The organism is Mesorhizobium sp. WSM1386 (genome assembly GCF_055901595.1).
In genome coordinates this window covers 5,351,107-5,373,938 of record NZ_CM148373.1, presented here as the reverse complement: position 1 = coordinate 5,373,938, position 22,832 = coordinate 5,351,107, and the positions used below count along the sequence as shown (strand labels likewise).

At 63.6% G+C, this 22,832-nt stretch carries 24 protein-coding genes; 9 read left to right on the top strand and 15 right to left on the bottom strand.

Annotated features, from left to right (window positions below):
- Nucleotides 1-116: 116 nt before the first annotated feature.
- Nucleotides 117-305 (top strand): hypothetical protein, encoded by a 189-nt coding sequence (locus tag AC0NIH_RS26470; RefSeq protein ID WP_023764384.1) that lies wholly within the window; start codon nucleotides 117-119, stop codon nucleotides 303-305.
- Nucleotides 306-335: 30 nt separating this feature from the next.
- On the opposite strand, the gene AC0NIH_RS26465 is transcribed toward AC0NIH_RS26470, so the two are convergent.
- From AC0NIH_RS26465 to AC0NIH_RS26400, 14 genes are all read right to left on the bottom strand, one after another.
- Nucleotides 336-905 carry a DUF1254 domain-containing protein gene (locus tag AC0NIH_RS26465; protein ID WP_023764383.1) on the bottom strand — a complete coding sequence of 190 codons (570 nt, stop codon included), beginning with the start codon at nucleotides 903-905 and terminating at the stop codon, nucleotides 336-338.
- Nucleotides 898-1,482, bottom strand: a complete 585-nt coding sequence (locus AC0NIH_RS26460; protein ID WP_473462620.1) for a DUF1214 domain-containing protein — start codon at nucleotides 1,480-1,482, stop codon at nucleotides 898-900. The genes AC0NIH_RS26465 and AC0NIH_RS26460 overlap by 8 nt, the downstream gene beginning before the upstream one ends.
- 107 nt (nucleotides 1,483-1,589) lie before the next feature.
- The gene (locus AC0NIH_RS26455) at nucleotides 1,590-3,743 is read right to left on the bottom strand and encodes a transglycosylase domain-containing protein (protein WP_023777928.1); all 2,154 of its coding nucleotides are present in this window, start codon (nucleotides 3,741-3,743) and stop codon (nucleotides 1,590-1,592) included.
- A gap of 142 nt (nucleotides 3,744-3,885) precedes the next feature.
- The gene (locus AC0NIH_RS26450; protein ID WP_473462617.1) at nucleotides 3,886-5,142 is read right to left on the bottom strand and encodes a Zn-dependent hydrolase; all 1,257 of its coding nucleotides are present in this window, start codon (nucleotides 5,140-5,142) and stop codon (nucleotides 3,886-3,888) included.
- Nucleotides 5,139-5,987 (bottom strand): BtpA/SgcQ family protein, encoded by an 849-nt coding sequence (locus tag AC0NIH_RS26445; protein WP_023777926.1) that lies wholly within the window; start codon nucleotides 5,985-5,987, stop codon nucleotides 5,139-5,141. Before AC0NIH_RS26445 ends, AC0NIH_RS26450 begins: the two co-directional genes overlap by 4 nt.
- Nucleotides 5,984-6,895: a ribokinase gene (locus AC0NIH_RS26440; protein WP_473462614.1), complete on the bottom strand. Its 912-nt coding sequence runs from the start codon at nucleotides 6,893-6,895 to the stop codon at nucleotides 5,984-5,986. The genes AC0NIH_RS26445 and AC0NIH_RS26440 overlap by 4 nt, the downstream gene beginning before the upstream one ends.
- 13 nt (nucleotides 6,896-6,908) lie before the next feature.
- Nucleotides 6,909-7,679 carry a glutamine amidotransferase gene (locus AC0NIH_RS26435; RefSeq protein WP_013896450.1) on the bottom strand — a complete coding sequence of 257 codons (771 nt, stop codon included), beginning with the start codon at nucleotides 7,677-7,679 and terminating at the stop codon, nucleotides 6,909-6,911.
- Between the two features lie 30 nt (nucleotides 7,680-7,709).
- Nucleotides 7,710-8,798, bottom strand: coding sequence for a phosphotriesterase family protein (locus tag AC0NIH_RS26430; RefSeq protein ID WP_473462612.1), 1,089 nt, complete (start codon nucleotides 8,796-8,798; stop codon nucleotides 7,710-7,712).
- A gap of 1 nt (nucleotide 8,799) precedes the next feature.
- A complete protein-coding gene (locus AC0NIH_RS26425) occupies nucleotides 8,800-9,819 on the bottom strand; it encodes an ABC transporter permease (protein ID WP_473462610.1) in 1,020 nt (339 codons plus the stop codon).
- The gene (locus tag AC0NIH_RS26420; protein WP_473462608.1) at nucleotides 9,816-10,616 is read right to left on the bottom strand and encodes an ATP-binding cassette domain-containing protein; all 801 of its coding nucleotides are present in this window, start codon (nucleotides 10,614-10,616) and stop codon (nucleotides 9,816-9,818) included. The genes AC0NIH_RS26425 and AC0NIH_RS26420 overlap by 4 nt, the downstream gene beginning before the upstream one ends.
- Before the next feature lie 96 nt (nucleotides 10,617-10,712).
- A complete protein-coding gene (locus AC0NIH_RS26415; RefSeq protein WP_473462605.1) occupies nucleotides 10,713-11,654 on the bottom strand; it encodes an ABC transporter substrate-binding protein in 942 nt (313 codons plus the stop codon).
- A gap of 139 nt (nucleotides 11,655-11,793) precedes the next feature.
- The gene (locus tag AC0NIH_RS26410) at nucleotides 11,794-12,411 is read right to left on the bottom strand and encodes a cupin domain-containing protein (RefSeq protein WP_473462603.1); all 618 of its coding nucleotides are present in this window, start codon (nucleotides 12,409-12,411) and stop codon (nucleotides 11,794-11,796) included.
- Between the two features lie 157 nt (nucleotides 12,412-12,568).
- Nucleotides 12,569-13,501, bottom strand: a complete 933-nt coding sequence (locus AC0NIH_RS26405; RefSeq protein ID WP_023764372.1) for a dimethylarginine dimethylaminohydrolase family protein — start codon at nucleotides 13,499-13,501, stop codon at nucleotides 12,569-12,571.
- A gap of 21 nt (nucleotides 13,502-13,522) precedes the next feature.
- Nucleotides 13,523-15,124 (bottom strand): zinc-binding metallopeptidase family protein, encoded by a 1,602-nt coding sequence (locus tag AC0NIH_RS26400; RefSeq protein ID WP_473462599.1) that lies wholly within the window; start codon nucleotides 15,122-15,124, stop codon nucleotides 13,523-13,525.
- 75 nt (nucleotides 15,125-15,199) lie between these two features.
- Between AC0NIH_RS26400 and AC0NIH_RS26395 the strand changes: the two genes are divergently transcribed.
- The 5 genes from AC0NIH_RS26395 (at nucleotide 15,200) to AC0NIH_RS26375 (ending at nucleotide 20,145) form a co-directional block, all read left to right on the top strand.
- On the top strand, nucleotides 15,200-16,096 hold the full coding sequence (locus tag AC0NIH_RS26395) for a LysR substrate-binding domain-containing protein (RefSeq protein ID WP_023777919.1): 897 nt from the start codon (nucleotides 15,200-15,202) through the stop codon (nucleotides 16,094-16,096).
- A gap of 105 nt (nucleotides 16,097-16,201) precedes the next feature.
- The gene (locus AC0NIH_RS26390; protein WP_473462597.1) at nucleotides 16,202-17,296 is read left to right on the top strand and encodes an ABC transporter ATP-binding protein; all 1,095 of its coding nucleotides are present in this window, start codon (nucleotides 16,202-16,204) and stop codon (nucleotides 17,294-17,296) included.
- 68 nt (nucleotides 17,297-17,364) lie between these two features.
- A complete protein-coding gene (locus AC0NIH_RS26385) occupies nucleotides 17,365-18,480 on the top strand; it encodes an ABC transporter substrate-binding protein (protein ID WP_473462594.1) in 1,116 nt (371 codons plus the stop codon).
- 25 nt (nucleotides 18,481-18,505) lie between these two features.
- Nucleotides 18,506-19,339, top strand: a complete 834-nt coding sequence (locus AC0NIH_RS26380) for an ABC transporter permease (protein WP_473462592.1) — start codon at nucleotides 18,506-18,508, stop codon at nucleotides 19,337-19,339.
- A complete protein-coding gene (locus AC0NIH_RS26375) occupies nucleotides 19,339-20,145 on the top strand; it encodes an ABC transporter permease (protein WP_473462589.1) in 807 nt (268 codons plus the stop codon). Before AC0NIH_RS26380 ends, AC0NIH_RS26375 begins: the two co-directional genes overlap by 1 nt.
- A gap of 33 nt (nucleotides 20,146-20,178) precedes the next feature.
- Here AC0NIH_RS26375 and AC0NIH_RS26370 read toward each other — a convergent pair whose 3' ends face one another.
- Nucleotides 20,179-21,246: a glycosyltransferase family 2 protein gene (locus AC0NIH_RS26370; protein WP_473462587.1), complete on the bottom strand. Its 1,068-nt coding sequence runs from the start codon at nucleotides 21,244-21,246 to the stop codon at nucleotides 20,179-20,181.
- A 45-nt stretch (nucleotides 21,247-21,291) separates the two neighbouring features.
- Here AC0NIH_RS26370 and AC0NIH_RS26365 point away from each other — a divergent pair, with 45 nt between their 5' ends.
- From AC0NIH_RS26365 to AC0NIH_RS26355, 3 genes are all read left to right on the top strand, one after another.
- Nucleotides 21,292-21,627, top strand: a complete 336-nt coding sequence (locus tag AC0NIH_RS26365) for a hypothetical protein (protein WP_474025081.1) — start codon at nucleotides 21,292-21,294, stop codon at nucleotides 21,625-21,627.
- 163 nt (nucleotides 21,628-21,790) lie between these two features.
- A complete protein-coding gene (locus tag AC0NIH_RS26360) occupies nucleotides 21,791-22,198 on the top strand; it encodes a DUF3168 domain-containing protein (protein WP_287388389.1) in 408 nt (135 codons plus the stop codon).
- Nucleotides 22,199-22,371: 173 nt separating this feature from the next.
- Entirely contained in the window at nucleotides 22,372-22,671 is a 300-nt protein-coding gene (locus tag AC0NIH_RS26355; RefSeq protein ID WP_023764362.1) for a hypothetical protein, read from the top strand.
- Nucleotides 22,672-22,832: the final 161 nt, after the last annotated feature.

The window sequence follows — 22,832 nt, the reverse complement described above, 5'->3', positions numbered from 1 at the left end:
GAACAAAGATCAAGTTAGCGATGATCCGTTAGCGCTCCGTTAACCCTCTGCCGGCCTTAATAACATTTGGAGGCGTTGCGTTGTGCTCCGGGGAAACCGAGAGGAATGCGCGAATCATGGGCATGGTACTGTCTTTCGTGCCGCGAACGGCACCGACCAATCGAGTAAAGCAAGCCACCGAAATACCGGCGGCGGTGATCATCTTTCCCGGCATCCGCTACGAGCGGTCCCAGGCCGGCGAGGTGCGGCCTGTCGATCCGGACACGCCGGGATCATCGCGGACGAAGCCTGTTCCGCACCATTGAAGCGTGGTGCTCAAACGGATCTAGGCGGCGCTAGAAGTCCTGCAGCTCGCAGGAACTCTGATCGAGAAAGCGCGACACGATCGGCTTCCAGCTGTCGTCCGGCACGAAGCTGCGGATGACGAAAATGCCCTCGTTGATCGGCGCCTCGACGAAGATCGCTCCCTGCATATCCTCGGGAAGGTCCTTGCGCACGTCGATCATCTGCGCCGGCGTCAGCACCACGGCATCCAGTTTGCCGCCTGTCGCGGTATGGTCGTTGAAGGAATAGATATTGTGGCCGCTGCGGTCATAGACCGACACCGACCAGAAGGGCACGTTTCCCGGCGCCCTGATCCGGACAATTCCCTCGTCAAGGTCGAAGCGGCAGGCCGTGGCATAAAACAGCGGATCGACCGATTTCACCACCGGCGCACCGCCCGCCTCGGCATCGAGCCGGTTCATCCTGTAGAGATCCGAGGCCATGGAAAGACGCGACCAGGCGTCACGTTCCGAAAATTCCGGCACCAGAAGCAAGACGACGATGTGGACGATGCCGGCGCCGACGAGGCCGAGCAGGACGGCGTGAAAGAGCCTTCGCATCGCGGCATGGACGCTACGCATCGCAGCCCACCTTCACGATCTTGGGCAGCGAAACGTCCGACAGGCCGGTGCTGCTGGCGATCGGCGTGTCGTAGAAGGTTAGGACGAAATACATCCGCCCAGAACCGTCGGTCAGAAGCCAGTTGCCGGGCATTGGGTGATGGCCGGCGGAAATGATCACCGAATTGTCGGGCTGGCGAACCACCTCGTAGGACTGAAGTGCCGCAAGTCGCGGTTTGCCGGTTTCGACGACGCCGAGCGATTGGTCGGCGGCATAGAGCGTCCAGAAGCGGGCGGTCGGAAACCCTCCCTCTATCGTGTAGGTGCATTGCCGCTTGAGCTGATCGCCGGCAGCGTCATTTTCCGCGACGAAGGACAGGCCTTCCGCACGGCCGAGCGTTAGCACACCCTCGCGTGCCACGCGCGCCTTGGAATAGGGGTCCGCGGCCGGCGTGCCAATGTCGGGAAAAGCGGTCCATTGGCCGATCCTGATCGCGCCGACACCGTCCTGTATCTTCAGCGCATACCAGACGCTGGCGCTGCCGCCGCCAATGGCTATGGCAAGCGAAAGCAGCATCAGGAAGGCATTTTTGAGCATGAAGGGCCGGGTTCACAGAGATTGCCGCTCGGGGATATCGCGGCGCGGGGCCTCGTGGCAAGCCGGCGAGATGTATTTGCCTGTGGGCCGGTTCGCGCCGGACGGTGTCACAACGCCGAAAGCGTTTCGGGCGTGGTGGAGGCGTCGAGCCTGGGGGCCGTCTGGAACAGTTGGGTCATGTCCCTCAGCGTCTGCGTGGTTCGGCTGGACAGCACCGGCGGGCGTTCGGCGGCGGCTTCGGCTGCCGCCTGGTCCTCGCTCTTCTTCTGGGCTTCCGCGGCCTTGGCCGCGATCTCCTCGTCGACGAACGGCTTGTCGATGCCGGGGATCGGCTTCAAGTCGATGTTCTGATGCGCGTAGACCATCAGCCGCTGCCACACCATCGCCGGCAGCGAGCCACCAGTCATGTTCTTGGTTGGGGTGAAGTCATCGTTGCCTAGCCACACGGCCGCCGTGTAGTTGCCGGTGAAGCCGACAAACCAGGCATCGCGGTAGGATTGCGTCGTGCCAGTCTTACCGGCGACGACGATGTTGGGGATCTGGGCGCGCCGTGCCGTGCCTATCACCGGTACGGCCGTCAGCATGGTGTTCATGGATTTCAACGCCTGCTCGGAGAGCACACGATGCGGCGGCGGCGCGTCCTTGGTCCAGTCATACACCACGTCGCCAGTACGGGTGACGAGCTGCGTGATGCCATGCCTGGAGCCGACGAAGCCGTTCTGGGCAAACACGCTGTAGCCGGTCGCCTGGTCCATCACGGTCATGCCCGAAGTGCCGAGCACCATCGTTTTGTGTCCCTCAAGCGGCGATTCCACGCCAAACGCTTCCGCCATCGCCTTGATGGGAGCGATGCCGAGATGGTCCTTGGCCAGTCGCACCGGCACCGTGTTGATCGACTTCGCCATCGCCATGAGCAACGTGACGTTGCCAGCCGACCCGCCGCTGTAATTGTGCGGCGACCAGTTGCCCCAGCTGATCGGCCCGCCCGAGATGATCGAGTTCGGCGTAAAACCGTGTTCCATCGCCGTGGCGTAGACGTAGGGCTTGAACGACGAGCCGGTTTGGCGCAGCGCCTTGGTGGCGCGGTTGAACTGGCTGGCGCCGTAGTCGCGCCCGCCGACGATCGCCCGCACCGCGCCGTTGGTCTCGATGACCACCACGGCACCTTCGGTGACGTTGTACTCCTTGCCGAACTGGCGCAGGTGGAACTCGACGGACTCCTCCGCCGCCTTCTGGATGTTGGCGTCGAAGGTGGTGTGGGCAACCAGCGAATGCTGGCCAGGCTTGGCGATCTTCTTGACCTCGTCGAACGCCCAGTCGAGGTAGTAATCTGGGCTCTTCTGTTCGCCGCGATCGACGACGTCGGCGGGATGCAGCCTGGCCTGCAGCACCTGGCCTTCGGTCATGAAGCCGGAATCGACGAGGTTGGACAGCACCACATTGGCGCGCGCACGCGCCGCCGGCAGGTTGATGTGCGGCGCATATTTGGTCGGCGCCTTGAACAAGCCGGCCAGCATGGCGGCCTCGGCGAGGTTCAGATCCTTGACGCTCTTGCCGAAATAGAAATCCGCCGCCGCCTCGATGCCGAACGTGCCGCCGCCCATATAGGCGCGGTCGAGATAGAGCTGCAGGATTTCTTTCTTCGACAGGTTGGCCTCGAGCCACAGCGACAGGAAGGCTTCCTTGATCTTGCGCTCGAAGGTCCGCTCATTGGTCAGGAACAGGTTCTTGGCCAGCTGCTGGGTGATGCTGGAGCCGCCCTGGACGACCGAATTCGCCCGCACATTCTCGAAGATGGCCCTGGAAAGGCCGAGCACATCGATGCCGTAATGGTCGAAAAAGCGGCGATCCTCGGTGGCGAGCACCGCCTTGATGACATGATCGGGCATCTCGTCGACCGGCACGGAATCGCGCTGGATAATGCCGCGCTGGCCGATCTCGTTGCCGTAACGGTCGAGGAAGGTGACGGCGAAGTCCCCCTGCGCCCGCCAGTCGCCCGACGTGTCCTGGAACGCCGGAATGGCCAGCGCCAGCATGACGACGATGCCGCCGGCACCGAGCGTAAAGCCTTCGCTCAAAAGTTCGACGATGCCGCGGCGCCAGCCCTTGAGACGGAAACGTCGCGAGAAGATCGTCGCGGCCTCCCAGAACTGGCGCGCCTTGAACCCGATCTCGTAGAGCGAGGAATCGAGCCAAGCGTCCAGCGCCAGCAGCCGGGCGGCGAGCGGACCTCTTCTCTTGCGTGGCTCAGGATCGACCATTCAAAAACCCGGCTCGGCTGTGACGCAACCTGAAAACCGCAAGCAGGCAATTTCAGGGCCGCGCCCTGTCCTGACTATTCATCCATTTTGCCGGCGCTCACAAGGGCGGCGAGGACACAGCCGCAAGGTTTGTTGGAAATGATTATCGCCGCAGTCCGAGCGACGAAGCCGCCGCGATGGCCGCCAGCAGCAGGACCCGCGTTCCGGTGATCGCGTCCGCGGGCTCCACATATTCCGCCTCGTTGTGGCTGAGCCCATCGCGGCACGGCACGAAGATCATCGCGGCAGGCGCCACGCGGGCGATGAACAGCGCGTCATGGAAGGCGCCCGATATCATCTGCTTGTGCGACAGCCGCAGCGACCCGACAGCCTCCTCGACGATCTTGATCATATCGGCGGAGAAAGCCGCGCCGGGCATGTCGAAGGATCGTTTGATCGTTGCCGTACAGCCTTGGGCCTCCGCTTCCGCCGTGCAGGCCTGGCGCGCCTCGGCCTCGATGGCATCAAGCCGCTCAGGCCACGGATGCCTGAGGTCAACGGTAAAGGTCACCGACTGCGGTATGGCGTTGATCGATCCTGGTTGGGCGGCGATCCGGCCTACGGTCAGCCGCGCGCTGCTGTCGAGCGGCATGATCGTCGTCTGCAGCTTGTGTATCGCTGCAATCGCGGCGACCATCGGATCCCTGCGGTAGGCAAGGCCCGTGGTGCCGGCGTGACCGGCGGTGCCCTCGATGGAAACCTCCAGCCAGCGCGTGCCCTGGACGGCGGTCACGACACCGATCGGCAACTGCTCCTTTTCCAGGGAAGGCCCCTGTTCGATATGCAGCTCGATGTAACCTGATATCGGCATGCCGATCGAACGCAGGCTCGCCTCCGGCAAGGCGGCGATCGTCGCGTCGAGTTCCTTTGCGAGGGACGCACCGTCGCTGCCGACGATGGATTTCCAGGCGGTGGTGTCGGCGCCGGTGAACGCCATGGAGCCCATCACGCCCGGGGCGAAGCGGCTGCCCTCTTCATTGGCCCAGGCGACGACCTCGATCGGCATACGGGTCTCAGCCCTCCCGTCCTCGAGGGCTTCGAGAACCTCGAAGGCGGAAAGCGTGCCGAGCGCCCCATCGAAGCGGCCGCCCGTAGGTTGGCTGTCGAGATGGCTGCCGATCAGGAGCGGCGGCAGTGCTGCGTCCGCGCCCTCGCGACGGATGAAGAGGTTCGCGATCCCGTCCTGGAAAACGGTGAATCCGCGCTCCAGCGCCAGTTCCGCCAGCAGGCGCCGGGCGCCTCGATCCTCGACGCTGAACGCCTGCCGGTTGACGCCCCCGGCCGGCGTCGCGCCGATCCGGGCAAATGCGTCGAGCCGTCGGAGCAGTCTTTCGCCGTCGATCTGCGGCGCAAGCCTCATCGCTTGAGACCACGGATGAAGGCGCTCACCCGTTGCGGATCGACCTGGTTCCACCAGACCCCGTCATGCTTCAACGAACTGGCGACAATGACGCCGTCGACGATGTCGAGGATGTCGTTGGCGTTGTCGGGCGTCACCCCGCTGCCGACAAGCGTCGGCAATCCGGCCGCGTCCTTGATCATCCTGATATAGCCGAGGTCGGCGGCATGGCCGGTGCGCTGTCCGGTGGCGATGACCGCATCGGCATCGAAGAATACCAAGTCCTTGACCTGTTCCTCGACCGGCCGGTCGCCGACGATCGCATGGGCGCCATGCTTGACATGTGCGTCGGCGAAGATGCGGATGCCGTTGGCCCGAAGCCTGGCACGGAAGCGCATGGCGCGCGCCGCTTCGCCTTCGATAAAGCCCTCATTGGCGACATAGGCGTTGGCCCATTGATTGACGCGCACGAAGGAAGAACCGGAGGCACTGGCGATCGACAGCGCGGGAATGGCGGCATTGGCGAGCACGTTGATGCCGACCGGCCGGCCAAGCTCGCGGCGGATACGGTCGGCGATAACGGACATGTAGGCGGAGGTTTCTGGGCCGATGTCATCTGGCTTGGCGAACGGCACGTCGCCGTGGTTCTCGACGATCACGCCGTCGCAACCGCCATCGAGATAGGCTTTGGCATCGTCGAGGCCGCGTTGGTAGATGGCCTCGATCGCCTCGCCATCATAGCGCGGCGCGCCCGGCAGGGGTGCGAGATGGACGACGCCGATCACCACCTTGCTTCTGCCGAAGATCGATCGCAGCGCGTCGTTCTCGCCCTGCTTGGAGCCGATGGATTTGGGGGATTTTGTCATGCGGTTTCCGCTTCCGTCGTTTCCATGAGCGTTTTCATCTCCTGCCTGTCGGGGCAGGAGCCGAGCGTTCCGGCGCGTCCGACCGAGACGGCCGCTGCGCGAACCGCAACCCTGGCCGCCGCAGCGAGATCCATGCCAGCGGCAAGGCAGCCGGCGAGGCAACCGCAAAACACGTCACCCGCGCCGCTGGTGTCCGTCACAGCCGCCTTGGGCGCTGCGATCCGCTCGATCCGTCCTTCACCATCGGCGACGAGGCAGCCAAGCGCCCCAAGCGTCACGACAGCGGTGCCTGCGCCTCGACGGATCAGCTCGCGGGCGGCCGCGTCAGGATCGCCTGTTCCGCTCAGTTGCGCCGCTTCGCCCGCATTGGCGATGACGAGGCTGACGTCGCTCAAATGCGGCGTCGTGCCAGTTGCGAGCGGGCTCGGATTGAAGATGGTCATGGCGCCAGCGCCATGCGCCGCCCGCAGACAGGCAGTCGTTGCATTCGAATGGAGATTGCTCTGCATCACGACGATGTCGCCGCGTTCGATCGAGGCCGCGAAACCACTCTCTGCCAGGGGATCGAAGGCAGTGGCGCAACTGGCACCGGTGACGATGAGGTTCTCGCCCCGCGCATCGACCATGATCGTCGAACGGTCGCTCTCCCTGGGCAGCATCGTCAGATGGCTGGTGTCGAGGTCGCGGCGCAATTGTTCCCTTATCCATGCCCCGGCGGCATCATTGCCGATCGCCGTCCAGAACCGGACGTCGGCTCCGGTGCGCGCGGCGGCCACCGCCTGGTTCGCACCCTTGCCGCCAAGCCCGTCGGCATGCTCGGATGCGTTCAGCGTCTCGCCTGGCCGCGGGAACCGATCCAGTCGAAACGTCGTATCGACGCAGACATTGCCGACGACGTGGACGCGCATGGCTAATCCCTTGCTAGTCCTTGGCCGTTGCCCAGCCCAGCATCTGTTCGAACAGTGTCTTGTAGCCGCCCCAGGCGATGAAGCCCGGAGGCAGCCAGTGCGGGCCGACGTCCGAGGTCCAGGCGACGGTCCGTCCCTTGCCATATTTGCCGGTTACCAGCAGCGGCAGCGAACGGTAGTCGGAAGATACGGTGGCCAGAACCTCCGCACCATCCTTGACCGTGACCTCGTTGAAGCCGAGGAGGATCGGCCAATCCTTGCCCAAGCCCTTGAGAATTGGATGATCCTGCGGACCGACGACGGCCGGCGCATAGCCCTCCGGAACCTCGACACGGTCGTCGATGGGCAGGCACGTGACCGGCAGAACATCCTCGACCGGCGTCTTGTGATAGCGCGCGCCGCCGTTGATGCCCTGGAAGCTGTAATAGCCGCCGAACATCAGCAGGCCGCCGCCATTGCCGACATACTCGCGCAGCAGGCGCAGCCGGTTCGGCGTCGGCTTGGAATGGATCCAGGTGTCGGGGTGAAGCAACAGCGTGTTGGCGCCGAGATCGGAAAGCACGACCGCGTCATAGGCCGAAAGCGCGTCCATGGTCTGCGGGAAATTCCGCTGCGCCTCATGCGCGGGCATGAAGGTGACGTCGAACGGACCGTCCTTCAGCGCGGCCAGCAGTTCATCGGCGCCGGTGTGATAGGTCACGGTCGGAAACTGGTCGAAGCCCTTGATATGGGTCGCGGTCGAGACCCAGGACTCGCCTGCGAGAAGAACTTTCTTCCTGGACATGTATACTCCTTGATTGCTTTGATCCGCGGCTCAGGGGCCTTCCGCGAACACAGTCTTCGGATTGTCGATGAGCATGCGGTCGATAGCCGACTGCTCGACGCCATGGCGTTTCAGCCTCGGCACGAAATGCTTGAGGAGGAAGCCGTAGCCGAAGCCGCCAAAGCGCGTCAGCATGATCTTCAAAAACACGTCCTGCGACAGAAGAAGCCGATCGACCAGACCCATGTCGATCAGCGAGCGGATTGCCTGCGCATTCTGCTCATCCGAAGGCGACTGCGCATCCTGGTCCGCATAATAGAAATCCATGCCGATCATGTCGTATTCCAGGAAGGCGCCGCGCGCGGCAAGGCTTCTCTGGTAGGCGAGATCGTCGTGGCTCGGGTTCATATGGCAAAGCACCGTGTGCCTGAGATCGGCGCCTTCCGCCTCGACGACGTCGAGCACGTCATGCGCCAGCCGTTCCCAGCCGGGCAGGTGGATGGTCAGCGGCACGCCGGTTATCCTGGAGGCGCGCGCCGAAGCTCGCAGCGACTTGCGTTCCTCGTCGGTGAAATCCTTGCTGACGCCGACCTCGCCGATGATGCCGGCCATGATCTCGGGCTGCACCGCCCCGCCGCCGACATCGTTGACGAGGAATTCGGTGACATCGTCGACGTTCATCGCCTTCAGCCAGTCGGGGTGGGTGTGCTGCAGGTAGAAGCCCGTGCCCATGACGATCCGCAACCCGGAACTGCGGGCGATGCGCGCCAGCTTCACCGGATCGCGGCCGATGCCGATATTGGTCGCATCGACGACGGTATGGCCGCCGAGCGCCCTGTACTTGGCCAGTTCCGAAAGCGCCAGGTCGCTGTCGTCGAGCGAGACGTTGTCGCGGTTCATGTAGGGGTTCATCCGCAGCTCGCCGATGATCTCCATGCTGACCGGCTGCTCGGCGATCTTCTTCTCGTCGGGATGACAGGGGCATTTCCACGATGTCGAACCATCGAGCAAGATATGCTCATGCATCAGGGTCACGCCCATGTCGGCGATCGCGACCGGGCCGGCAACCGTCATCACGGTGCCGGAGCGAACACCGATCGGCGCCCTTTGCCTTGGCGTGTCGTCGAACAGATGATCCATGTCAGCGGCTCCGCGTTGCGCCCTTGAACAGCCGGAAATTCAGCCAGATGGCAACGAGAATGATTGTGCCGGTAACGATCGGCGTCAGGAAGGGCGACATATGTGCCAGGATCAGGCCGTTGCCGATGACCGCGACGGTCAGCGCGCCGAGTATGGTGCCGATGATCGTGCCGCGCCCGCCGAACAGGCTGGTGCCGCCAAGCACCACGGCGGCGATGACATCGAGCTCGAAACCCTGGCCGGAATTCGATGAGCCGGAGCCGAGCCGGGCCGCCAGGATGACACCGGCGACCGCCGCCGCCATCCCCGACAGGATATAGACGAAGAGCGTCATGAAGCGTGTGTCGACACCGGCGCGGCGCACGGCTTCGGCATTGGCCCCGATGCCGGTGACATAGCGGCCAAACGGCGTCTGGTTGAAGGCGAGATAGGCGACGATCAGAACGAGAAGGGCGAGTAGCGCCGGCACCGGCACGCCGAGGAACCAGGCCCTGCCGATGTTGACGAAGAAGCTGGTCGGCTCGACCGGGATCGAATAGCCGCCGGTGATCAGCAGCGCCACGCCGCGGATGACGGAAAGGCCGGCAAGCGTGACGATGAAGGCCGGTATGCGCTCATAGGCGATGAAGAAGCCCTGCAGGGCGCCGATCGCCGCTCCAAGCGCCAGCATGGCGACGACAACCAACGGCCACGGCAGGCCAGCTTGGAGGGCAACGGCCGAGAGCGTCGCCGTAAGCGCCAGCACCGAACCGACCGAGAGATCGATGCCGCCGGTGGTTATGACGAAGGTCATCGCCGCCGCGACGATCAGCAGCGGCGCCGACTGGCGCACGATGTTGAGCAGATTGGGCGTCGTCAGGAAGGAACCGGTAACCAGAGAGAAGATCACGCAGACGACGATGAAGAACAGCGCGATGGAGACGACGCTGCCATTGGCTATCGCCACATCCTTCCATGTGCCCTGGTGGGGGCGTTTGGGCGGCGAAACGCCGATCTCGGCGGACGGCGAGGTGGCGTTCATGGCTGTACCCCCTCATCGCGGCTGGCACGCGCCGACCGCGCATTGAATTTCCGGCCGACGATCAGGTTGACGACCTCCTCGATGCTGGTGTCGCCGATCTTGCGTTCGGCGACATTGCGGCCCTCGTACATGACCTGGATGCGGTCGCAGACCAGGAACAGATCCTGCAGCCGATGGGTGATGAGGATGACGCTGACGCCACGGGCGCTGACGGCGCGGATGAGCTCCAGGACCGCCTCGACTTCCGCCACCGCGAGGGCCGCCGTCGGTTCGTCCATGATCAGCACCGATGGGTCGAAGGAGGCGGCACGGCCGATGGCGATCGACTGCCGCTGGCCGCCGGAGAGGTTTTCGACCTTGAGCCTGGTATCGGCGATGACGATGCCGAGCCGATCGAGCATCTCGCGCGTCTCGCCATGCATGCGCCTGTTGTCGAGAAAGGGGACGCCAAGAACGTGGCGGCGCGGTTCGCGGCCGAGAAAGAGATTGCCCGCCACATCCACCGTGTCGCAGAGCGAAAGGTCCTGGTAGACCATCTCCACCCGAGCGGCGCGGGCATCGGCCGGCGAGGAAAAGGACACGGCCTTGCCGTCGATCTCGATGCTGCCGGAATCGGGAATGACCGCGCCCGACAAAACCTTGCTCAGGGTGGATTTGCCGGCGCCATTGTCGCCGACCAGGCCGAGCACCTCGCCGGGCTTCAAGGTCAGCGAAACATCATCCAGCGTCTGGATGGGGCCGTATCGTTTGGAAATACCGGTCATCCTGACGCGGTAGGTCTCGCCATCGCTCATCATGGTTCCAGTTCTCGAAGGACGACACGTTCAATCGGTCGTCGGGCCGCGCGGCCAACCAATCAGGTCGATGCGCGGCCCGGCGGTCCGGGGAGGATACTACTTGAACATGTCCTTGAACTGGCCGACATTTTCCTTGGTCACGATGGTGATCGGAACATTGATGATCGGATCGATCTTCTCGCCCTTCTTGAGCTTGCCGAAGGCCTCGATGGCGGCCTTGCCTTCGCCAGCCGGATCCTGCTGGACGACGGCGACCACCCAGCCTTCCTCGAGACCTTGCACCGCCGATTTGGTCAGGTCCCATCCGAACACCTTGACGTCGCCGGTGCGGCCCTGGCTGGTGACGGCGGAAACCGCACCGAGCAATGCCGGCTCGCCGGTCGCATAGAGCGTCGTCATGTCGGCATTGGCGGTCATCAGGTTTTCCGATGCGGAAAGGGCCACGTCCTGCACGTTCTGGCCGTCGACCGTATCGAGGAAGGTGACCTTCTGGCCGCTGTCGGCGACGGCCTTCTTGAAACCGTCGAGGCGCTGGTTCTGGATAAAGGAATTGAGCGCGCCGACAACGCCGATCTTCGCGGCCCCATTCATCTTGGTCTTGACGTAGTCGGCGTAGAATTTGCCGATATCCTCGCCCGCCTTGGTGTTGTCGACGCCGACGAAGGCGACATTGTCGCCGTTCGGGATCTGCGCGTCGATGGCAATGACCGGAATGCCGGCGGCCTTGGCCGCGGTGATCGCCGGTTTCACACCGTTGACATCGATGGCGACGAGAATGATGCCGTCGACCTTCTGGGTGATGTAGTTCTCGATCGCGTCGTTCTGCGCGCTCGGCACGTTATTGGCGTTGAAGATGACGAGGTCGACGCCGGCAGCCTTCGCAGCGGCTGTTGCTCCGTCATTGATCTGGTTGAAGAAAAGAGCCTGCTGGTTGATGGTGACGAGTGCATAAGTCTCGGCCATGGCGGAGCCAGAACCAAGCGCGAAGGTCATGGCGATGGCCGCGGCGCAGCCTGAAAGGATCTTTGTAAGACGCATTCCGGTTCCCCTTGGTTTTGCGAAAAGGCCCTTGATCGGGCTCACATGGCGCCTGAGCGCATGGGCATAATTCAAGATACTTGATTTCTTGTCAAGTGACTTGAATTAGCGTCGGCGAAGGGAGACCGGGGCGCGCCTGTCAGAATGTCGCGGGCGTGTTCACCCAGAAAATGCTGGCGCGTTCGTCGCCGACATTGCGGTACCAATGGGGCAGTTCCGAATTGAAGACGAAGGAATCGCCGGCGGACAGGCGAAACGTCTTCTCACCGACCATCAGTTCGATGGCGCCTCCCAGGAGATAGCCGACTTCCTCGCCGGCATGCTGGATCGGGCCGGCGCTTTCACCGCCCGCCTCGATATGATGGATATTGCACTGCAGGAGATGGCCCGGCGAATAGGGGATGACACGCTCGAGCGAAATGCCTTCGCCGCGCCGGAGCGGATCGAGCGCGATCAACGGCCGCGCTCCAGCCCGAAAGACGATGCCTTCCTCGCCATCGGACTCCTCGAACATCCAGCCAATGTTCGTGCCGAGCACCTCGACAAGCCGGTGGAGCATGGGAAGCGACGGCGAGACCTTGCCGTTCTCGACCTTGGAAAGCAGGCTCTCGGAGCAGTTGGCGGCGGTGGCGAGCGCCTTCAGGGTCAGGCCCCGTGTCTGCCGGGAGAGCTTCAGCCTCGTGCCAAGCCGCAAGAGGCTGGTGGCGGTCGAGCGCTCGTCACTGCCCTTGCTGTTGTGGGTATCGATCTTGTTCATAGGGGGAGGCGAATATCTCCGCTGGTTGGGCCGACTCGTAAAACTGATCCGGCGCGTTGTCCATCCTGTGATCATGGACAACGCGTCGGATTGGCATCACGGACCCGTCCAGGGCAAACGACGTGCGCGCCTTCTCGATACTGGCGAGCGCGCGGTCTCAGGCCGCTTCGCGTTTCAGCGCCTGCGCCATGCAGTGGATGCCGCCGCCGGTCTTGGAGATCTCACTCATGTCGACCGCCGCGACCTCGAAGCCGCGCGCCTTGAGCTGGCCGATCAGCGTTTGGCTGGAGGTCGGCGCGATGACCCGATCCTTGCCGAGCGACATGAAATTGCAGCCGAGTGCCATCGTGTCCTGGAACGGCACGTCGATGATCTCGTGGCCCTTGCCCTTCAGCCAGTCGACGATGCCGGGCTCGGTGCAGGCGAGGCAGACGGCGGTGAGCTTTTCGGCGATCGGCACCACCATCAGGTCGATATGGACGTAATACTCGTCGATGAAGGCGATGCGTGTCTCCCAGCCTTCCTTTTCGAACCAGGCCTGCACCTGGCGGGCGCCTTCCTCCTGCGTGCGGGCGCCGCCGCAACCGATCAGCACCACGCCGTCCTCGATGACGTTGAAGTCGCCGCCCTCGAACGTGCCCGCCGTGACCATGTCGTAGATCGGGATGCCGAGTTTCTCGTAGGTGCGGATGGCGGCGTAGTTCTCGCCGCGCCGCCACCAGTTGGCCATGGCGGTGATAATGGCGCCATAAGGCGTCATCACGCTGGAATCGCGCGAGTAGACCTGCATCGGCAGTTCCGGCGTCGGCTCGTGCCAATGGATGTTGACGCCGAAATGCTCATAGGCGGCGACTAGGTCCTTGTGCTGCGCCTGCGCGATCTGGACGTTGCAGGGCGCCTCGCGCAGATGCTTGCGCGACAGCGAACTGGTCGACAGATGGCGCAGGAAATTCGGCGAGCCAAGCAGGACGTCGGTCAAGACGTCGGTTTCGTTGGCGAAGCCCCAGACGGTCAGCGGCTTGGTGCCGCCGGCCGGGTTGCGGCGCTGCAGCGAGAACGGTTCGGCGACGATGCGATCATGGACTGTCATGGGGTTCTCCTCGTACTTTGATCATGCGGTTTGGTTGGGTTGACCGCTCGGTATCCACCAGTCGCGGCCGCGCGCGGTGGTGACATATTCGGGCCAGCGGAAATGGATCGGCGGGTCGTAGTCGCAGAGCGGCGCGATCCAGTTCGTCCCGCCGATGCCGCCGCCGGTGCGGGTGACGAACTCGTCCATCGCCGCATCGCGGGCGGTCTTGTCCTCCAGCAAGCGCAGCGCCGCCAGCGCGACCGTCTTGGCCGCACAGATGACCATCGGATCGATCGTCGCGGTAATGCCGCCAAGCGCGTTCATCACCCAGGCCGGGTAGGGCTGGCCGCTTGCCGAACGCAACGCCGGACGGGCGACATAGAACCTCGCCGTCGGCGCATGCCAGCTCATGTCGGTGTAGTCGTCGGAGGTCGAATTCAGCTGCGACGGCGGCAGGTCACGGCGCAGGATTTCCTCGGCCTGCCTGGGGTCGATCAGTCGCTCCAGCTCGTCGATGAATGGTTCTTCCGTCGCGGTACCCCCGGCATTGACCTGGATTTCGCGCGCGACCGCTCTGGCGGCCTCGTCCCAGTGCGGCGGCCCGATCGTCGACAGCGCGGCATAGGCGATCTCGGCCATGGCGTGGTTGGCAAGCCCCGGCCGCGATTTCGATACCCAGTGACGCTCGAATCGACAGCCGCTGATCGCGGCGGCGGCCGTGGCATTGCGATCGAGCACGGCAGTGACCTGTTCGGCCATGGCAATGGTCGGCACGCGGATCATGTATTGGATCTCGGCCAGGCCCGCCGGCAGATTGTCGGCGGTCGCCTGGCCGGCGGTCAGGATCGCCTCGCTGATCGACCAGCCGCCCTGGTGCGGCAGCATGGAATCGCGCAGCGCCTTGGATGTCATGTACATCGTCATCAGCGCGTCGTTGGCGCCGGGCGCCCGCACCGCCGAATGCGCCTGCGGGATCGGTGCACCGTCGCCTGCGCGAACCCAGTTTTCGGGTTCGTCGCACACAAAGCGGTAGATCATCGAATAGGCGGCACCGCAATGCGTGTCCCAGCGCGCCGTGTTGCAGAGCGGCAGCATGTAGAAGGGATGGAACGAAATCATGCCGGCAAGGCCGTCATAATACCCCTTGGCCGCGTGGATCGGCTTCGAGCCGCGCACCTTCTCGGCGGGTTCGCCGGTGAAGCGCAACGTGCCGGCAATGCCGTGCCGCTGCATGGCCGCCTTGACCGCAAGCAGGCCGCCGAGGCTCGCCATGCCGAGCCCTGAATGCGGATCGGTGTGGCCCCCGGCCTTGAAGCCCAGGCCGGGCCGCGGCTGCTTCACCGTCACCGCGTCCTGGCAGTTGCCGGGCACCGCGTCATATTCGGCATAGAGGCCGATCGTCGGCCCGGCGCCATTCGTCCAGTGGGCGCAGAACGCGGTCGGCATGCCGCCCGAGCCTTCCTCGACCGAAAAGCCCTCATGCTTCAGCCGCGCGACATACCAGGCGGCCGACTGGTATTCGCGCCATGCGGTCTCGCCGAAATCGAAGATGGTGCGCGTCCACTGCGACAGCGACGGCTGGATGCCGTCGAGGCAGGCAAGCGCGGTCTCCTGCGCTGATGTCGTCACCGGTTTGACCATGCGTCAAAGAAAGCAGTGAAGCGGCTCGCCAAAAAGTGATATGTTTTCCCGGTTCGTGCAAATTCGGTTCACCTCTTGAGAATTCCCTCCACACAGGCGCTGCGCGCCCTCGACAGCTTCGCCCGTCATGGCAGCGTCTGGCGCGCCGCCGACGAATTGCACCTCACCCGCAGCGCGGTGAGCCATCAACTGCGCCTGCTGGAGCGCGATCTCGGCTTCGACCTGCTTGAGCGCATCGGCAAGGGCGTGGCGCTGACGCCGCGCGGCCAGCGTTATGCCAGCGATGTGCGCAAGGCGCTGACGGTGCTTGGCGATGCGGTGACGCGCGATGCTGGCACCGGCGTCGGCGGCTCGTTCGCCATCTCCTGCACGCCGGGCTTCGCCTCGTTGTTTTTATGCACCCATATCGGCGAGTTCCGGCAGATGTACCCTGACGTGGCGCTGCGCATCCTGACCCCCAGGCGGCTCGACGATGTCAGCAACGCCGATGCCGATGCCTTCATCGCTTTCGGTGTCGGCAACTGGCCGAACCGCGCCGTCGAGCCGCTCTGTGAAATCTCGTTCACGCCGCTCTGCAGTCCGACGCTGCTCAACAAGGTCGGCGGCTTCTCCAGGCCGGCCGATGTGCTGCGCGCCAATCTGCTTCACCTCGACGACACCGAGGATTGGGCGCGCTGGCTGGCGCTGTCCAAGGTGGAAAACCCCGACACCGAGGGTGGCATCTTCTTTTCGGACATGAACCTCGTCTTCTCGGCGGCGATCGCCGGCCAGGGCATTGCCATGGGCGACGAACTGACGAGCCGGCGCGCCTTGAGCGAAGGCCGGCTGGTCAGGCCGTTCGACATCGCAATCAAGTCGCCGCGTTCTTATTACCTGGTCTCCGAGCACGCAAAAACCAGCCATCCGGTGCTGGAGGCGTTCGGGGGCTGGCTGAGATCGAAGCTCTCGGAGAACCCGGTCAGGCCATATTGACCGACCATAGATGAATCAAATTTGCCGATCAGGCGAAAACTATTCGGTTGCGGTGAGCCGCCGGCCTGCCTACGATTTCCTCTTGGGACTGAGGAAGAAGGCAGGATGCAGCAACCCGGCCGGGCCGCAGAGATCAAGGCAATCGGGATCGGCAAGAGCTTCGGCTCGTTCCGTGCGTTGGACGATCTGACGCTCAATATCGGCCGCGGCGAGTTCCTGACCCTGCTTGGCCCCTCCGGTTCGGGCAAGACCACCTTCCTGATGATCCTCGCCGGCTTCGTGCAGCCGACCGAGGGCCGCCTCCTGAGCGACGGCACAGACATCACCAACCGTCCGGCCGAGCAGCGCGCCGCAGGCATGGTGTTCCAGGGCTATGCGCTGTTCCCGCATATGAGCGTCGAGGCCAACATCGCTTTCCCGCTCAAGGTCCGCAAGAAATCGGCCGCCGAGATCAAGAAGCGCGTCGGCGAGATGATCGAGCGCGTCGGGCTGGTTGGCCACGAGAAGAAATTGCCGTCGCAGCTCTCCGGCGGCCAGCAGCAGCGCGTGGCGCTGGCTCGCGCGCTGGTGTTCGAGCCGGGCGTGCTTTTGCTCGACGAGCCGTTCTCGGCGCTGGACAAGAGCCTGCGCGGACAGATGCAGGCCGAGATGAAGCGGCTGCATCAGGAAACCGGCACCACTTTCGTCTTCGTCACCCACGACCAGAGCGAGGCGTTGGCGCTGTCGTCGCGCGTCGCCATCTTCAACCACGGCAAATTGCTGCAGGTCGGCGCGCCTGATGAGGTCTACGACCGGCCGGACAACCGCTTCGTCGCCGAGTTCCTCGGCGAGATCAACATGCTGCCGCTGAAAGGGGTCAAGCCCACCGGCAGTGGTTCGACGGGCGTCTGCGAGGACCGCGCGGTCAGCATGCATTGCAAGGCCGAGAAAGTCCGTGGCGATGCAATCCTGGCAATCCGCCCCGAATATATGTCGATCTCAGGTGAGGCCGCCGCCGGCGAGAACGGCATTGCCGCGACCGCCACCGCCTCGACCTATCTGGGTGCGGCGACCAAGCTCGACCTCACGACGCGGCAGGGCGCCAGGGTGACCGTCTCGGTGCCCAACGAGGTCGCGGCCGCGGCGCTGAGCAAAGGCAATTCCGTCTGGCTGACCTGGCCGGCGGAAAAGGGTTTCCTCCTTCCGGAAGGAGGACAATGACCGCCGGCGTGGACCGATGGGACACGCAGGCTTCCGGGAATGATCAACGACAAAAAAGGGGAACTGACATGACAAACGATACCAAAAAACAAGCCATCGAGACCCTGTCCGCCAGGGCCGGTCGCGGCGAGATCTCGCGCCGCCAGTTCACGCAGCTGGCAGCACTCGTGCTCGCCGGCACGCCGATGCTTTTGCGCTCGACCGGTGCCTTTGCAGAGGCCAAGGAACTGGTTCTGGTGAACTGGGGTGGCGACGCCATAACGGCTTACGACGCCGCCTACGGCCAGGCTTTCACCAAGGACACCGGCATCACCGTCAAGATGGACGGCTCCGGCCCGACCGAGGGTGCGATCGCCGCGCAGTCCAAGAGCGGCGCCCCGACCTGGGACCTCGTTGACGTCGATCCATTCTCGGCCATCACGCTCGGCGCACAAGGCATGCTCGAGCCGATCGACTACAAAATCGTCGACAAGACGAAGATGCGGCCGGGCTTCGGCTGGGAGTATGCCGCCTCGACCTATTTCTTCTCCTACGTCATCGCCTATGATTCCGAGAAATACGGCAAGGACGCACCGACCGGCATGGCCGATTTCTTCGATGTGAAGAAGTTCCCCGGCAAGCGCTCGCTCTACAAATGGGGCGTTTCGAGCTGGGAAGCCGCACTGCTGGCGGACGGCATCGCCCCGGCCTCGCTCTATCCGCTCGACCTCAAGCGCGCGCATGACAAGATCGCTGCCTTCAAGGAGAACGTCGTCGCCTATTGGGGCGGCGGCGCCGAGAGCCAGAGCGTGCTGCTCAACGGCGAGGCGTCGATGGCCATCGTCTGGTCGACCCGCGCCTCGCTGATCGAGCAGGACTCGGGCGGCAAGATCAAGTTCATCTGGGACCAGGGCCTGATCTCGCCCGGTGCCCTTGCCGTGCTCAAGAACAACCCCGGCGGCAAGGACGCGGCGATGAAGTTCATCGCCAGCGCGCAGGATCCGCAAAAGCAGCTCGTCATGTTCGACAAGCTGGGGCAGGGCCCGGCCAATCCGGCCGCCGACGCACTGATCCCCGCCGACAAGAAGCGCATCAACCCGGTCGACCCGGAGAACATGAAGAAGCAGATCGCGCTCGACATGGACTGGTACGCCAAGAACTACGGGCCGGCGCTCGACGAATACACCAAGATCATCTCGGCCTGACCACGGCCGGGATCATCGGGTCCAGATGAGAGCATATCTCTCCGACAGGATGGGAGCGGCGCTGTTGATGGCGCCGCTGCTCCTGTTTCTTGTCCTCGCCTATGCATGGCCGTTCCTCGGTGTCGTGAAGTGGAGCTTCACACTGCCGACGCCGGGGCTCGGCCAGTACGAGGCACTGCTCACCGACGATCTGGTGCAGTCGGTGTTCATCCGCACATTGCGCATCGCGGCCATCGTCACGGTCGTCTCGGTTGCCGCCGCCTATGCGATAACAGTCGTCTGGGTGCGCGGCACGCCGGCGCAGCGCCTTGTCGCCGAGTTCTGCATCCTGGTGCCGTTCTGGATCTCGGTTTTGACGCGCGCCTTCGGCTGGGTGGCGCTTTTGTCCAATCGCGGTCTGATCAACACCTGGCTGCAGGCGATCGGCTTCATCTCCGAACCGCTGGCGCTCGTGCGCAACGAGTTCGGCGTCATCGTCGGCATGACGCATTTCCTCATTCCGTTCGCCGTCTTTCCGCTGGCCTCGGCCATGCGCAGCCTCGACGACCGGGTGCTGCTGGCGGCACGCGGGCTCGGCTCCAGCCGCATGCGCACTTTCTGGACCGTGTTCGTGCCGATGACCCGCTCCGGCATCATCGGCTCGGCGATGATCGTGTTCGTCTTCTCGCTTGGCTTCTTCGTCACGCCGGCGATCCTCGGTGGCGGCCGCAGCGTGATGATCGCCGAACTGATCTATCTCCGCATCTTCCAGAGCCCGGATTGGGGGCTGGGTGCGGCGATCAGCGTCGTGCTGGTGCTGTTCGTCGGTGCGCTGATGGCGCTTCTGTTCCGTTATGTCAGACCGAAGCAGTTGATCTGATGCCGACCTATCGCCCCGGACCCGTCTCGCTGATCCTCGCCGTTCTGGTGGCGCTGTTCCTGCTTTTGCCGCTGCTCGCCGTCATCCCGGTGTCAATGACGCCGAGCCGCATGCTGGCGATGCCGTCGGGCGAACTGTCGCTGCGCCACTATCGTTCGCTGATCGAGGATCCGCGCTGGCTTCAGTCGATCCTGCTGTCGATCAGGATCGGCATCGTCAGCAGCGCCATCTCAACCGTGCTGGCGCTCTGCTTCAGCCTTGGCGTGTGGATGTTCCAGCCGCGTTTCACCGCAGCCCTCGTCGGCTTCGTGCTGCTGCCGATGGTGGTGCCGCCGGTGGTCTCGGCGGTGACGCTTTATTTCCTGCTCACCTCGATCTCCGGTGTCAGCTCCTTCTTCGGCTATGACACCTGGCTTGGCGTCGCCATGGCGCATTCGGTGATGACGGTGCCTTTCGCCACGGTGCTGATCCTGGTTTCGCTCAGCCAACTCGACCGGCGCATCGACCTTGCCGCGCGCGGCCTCGGCGCCTCGGTGTGGGAGCGCGCCACCCGCGTCATCATGCCAAACATCAAGTTCGGCATCGTCACCGCGGCACTTCTGTCCTTCGTGCTGTCCTGGGAAGAGATCGGCGTCACGCTGTTCATCACCTCGGTCAACGCCATCACCCTGCCAAGGCTGATGTGGATGGGCCTGCGCGACAACATCGATCCAGCCATCGCCGCCCTCTCGGTGATCCTGATCATCATCACCGTGCTGGTGCTGGCGGTGCGCAGCTTCGTGGTCCGGTTGCGCGGCAGGCCTTGACCGCGGTCAGTAGTCGTCTGTCAAGGGCTTCGGCTACCCCATCGCGCGGCGGATCGTGCTGGACAGGCTGGTAAGGAATCTCGGCCGGGACGATGCGTCGAGCTTCCACGACAGCACCGCCATGGCCATTTGCCGCGGCAGCATGCCGACCGACAGGAACCAGCCGGCAAGCACGGCGCGGCGGCGCAGGGACGCCGACATTTCGAGGCTGGCGACAGCGCCCGCCGCCGCGAGCGCCAGCCGGGAATCATCGGCCACGGGGTGCCGGTGCCTGTCCGCGCACAGCGACGCCAGCCGTTCTTCCAGATGGACCGGATCATGGCGAACAATGTCTGCCGGCACGACGGTCAGGCCTACCTGCGATGCCTGGTCCGACAGCGCCTCCATGCGGTGGAAATCGTGCTCCACCCGCCAGCGCGCCCGCTCGGCGAGCTTTTCACCGAAAACCGAATGGTTGGCGCCGTGGATCCGGTAAGCCCCGACACATTCATCGATGGACTGGACGTGGCCATGGAGTGGCGCCAGCGTCGCAAGATAGCCGTCGGCGCCCTGACGGAAATCCGGTTCCGGAATCGGCATGATCGATTCCAGGGTCGTCCGGTCGAAGGCCAGCCCGCTGGTCACGGTCGTCTGGTAGCGCCCCTTGTGCAGCAGTTTCGCCACGACATCACCGCTGTCGAAGGGCAGTTCCGGCGGCGGAAAGACGTCCTTGATGTGTTGCCGCTCGTCGACAATGTGCAGTCTGGATTGCACCTGGGCAGTTGCCGCGTCCCAGGTGTCGACGATCCTGGAGACAGCTTCCGGATAAAGATAATCATCGGCGTCGAGGAAGAGGATGATTCTGCCCGAACTGGCGGCAAAGCCGGTATTGAAGGCAGCCGCATGCCCGCCATTCTTTCGTCTCGGACAAGCAAGGATCCTGTCGCCGTAGGATTCCATGATGGCCGTGGAATTGTCCTGCGATGCATCGTCGACGACGATGACTTCGACGTCGTCGTGGTCCTGCTCCAAGGCGCTGTCGATGCTGCGTTCAAGGAAACGCGCGTAATTGTAGTTCGGGATAATGATGGATACCGGGATTTTGTGGGCGGTGGACTGCATCGCATTCGACCTCGCGTCTTACGTTGATTTTGGCAAAACCCGCCCGTGGGCTGGCTCCTCTTCAAGCTCGCGCCGATCCGTCGGGAGACGGACCACATCTCTCTTTTGCGACTTCATGCAAAGCCGCCATCGCCTTCGAGGATCGCGGTGGCCGACTGGGTCAAGTGTGTGGCCGGCCAGCAAAGCGCCGACGCTCCGGCCATAGACCAAGCTCGACGAAAATGGCGTCGCGTTCGATCGCAGTGGGACCGAAGCGGACGCCTTGAAGGCACGGCCGATGCTGGCCTTCAAATGCGGCTGGAACAAGCCCGCCGTCTGAAAACTGGCATGTGGATGTTTGCGCTTGGCGATTTCATCGTTAGGTTGCGCGACATCGGCTGAACGGGGTATCGGCAGGTCGTATCTTCGAGATCATCGGCGTTCATCATTCTGATGACGAATCGCCATCGTCTTCGCGTGGCGAACGACTATATCTGGCAGAACATGCAGACGGACAGGCTTGCGAAAGCCGATGTCGGTGGCGCAAGGCTTGAGGAAAAGGACGATGACCGCGCCCGGCGATTTGCAGCAGGCACTGTTTCTAAGACTGAAAGGCGACGCCTCACTGTCGGCATTGCTCGGCGGTGCCGGGCTGCTGGAACGGGCGGCCGACAATGCCGCTTTTCCCTATGTGACCTGCGGTCAGACCAGTGCCTTCGACTGGGATACGGGCGTCGAGAACAATGACGATCAGCTGATCACGCTGCACGTCTGGTCGAAAGCCCAGGGTGAAGCCGAAACGCTTGCAATCATGGACGCCATCAAGGCACGCCTTGACAACGCGGTGCTGATCATCGGTCCTCGCGGACAGACGCGGCTGTCGCTCGAGTTCACCGAAGCCCGCTACGACGAGGAGCTCCTGGTGCATCACGGGCTGCTGCGGTTTCGCGCCCTGACGCAGGAAAATGCCTGACGCGCTTTCAATATGACCGAAACAGAGTCTAGACTGCCCTTTCCTGGATTTCGTCGGGTTGGGGCGTCGAAATCACGATTGGTCATCTGTGTTTTCAGGGGTGTAGCGGACATGTTTTGTGCTTCGATCACCGTTCATTTCACGTTCAGCACCGATGCGTTACAACGCTGGTCATGAAAACGCTCCGCTCCCATTTCCGAACCGCGACACTGGCGCTATGTGCTGCCGGGCTGTTTGCGTCGCAGGCGGTGGCGATGCCGGTCATTGCCCCCGACCAGGCCAGCCCGATCGTTCTGGCCGCGTCCGACTGCTATGCGATCGGCCAGCAGGTTGCCCAGCAGAATGGCGGAACGCTGGCCAAGGCCTCGCAGTCGACGCGCGGCGGCCAGCCGGTCTGCGTCATCGTCGTGCTGGTGCCCGGCAAGGACGGGCAGCGTCCGCGCCGTTCCGAGATCGTCGTGCCGCAGAACTGACCGGATCTTTCACCTTAGAGGCCGCGTTTCCCAGGACGCCGGAATCGGCCTATATCTGACCCCAATCTTCAATCCGACCCCAACCCTTCGATCTGACCCCAACCCTTCGATCTGACCAGTCTTCAGTCCAAAAAAAGCTCTTCAACAGGTATCGATCTCCG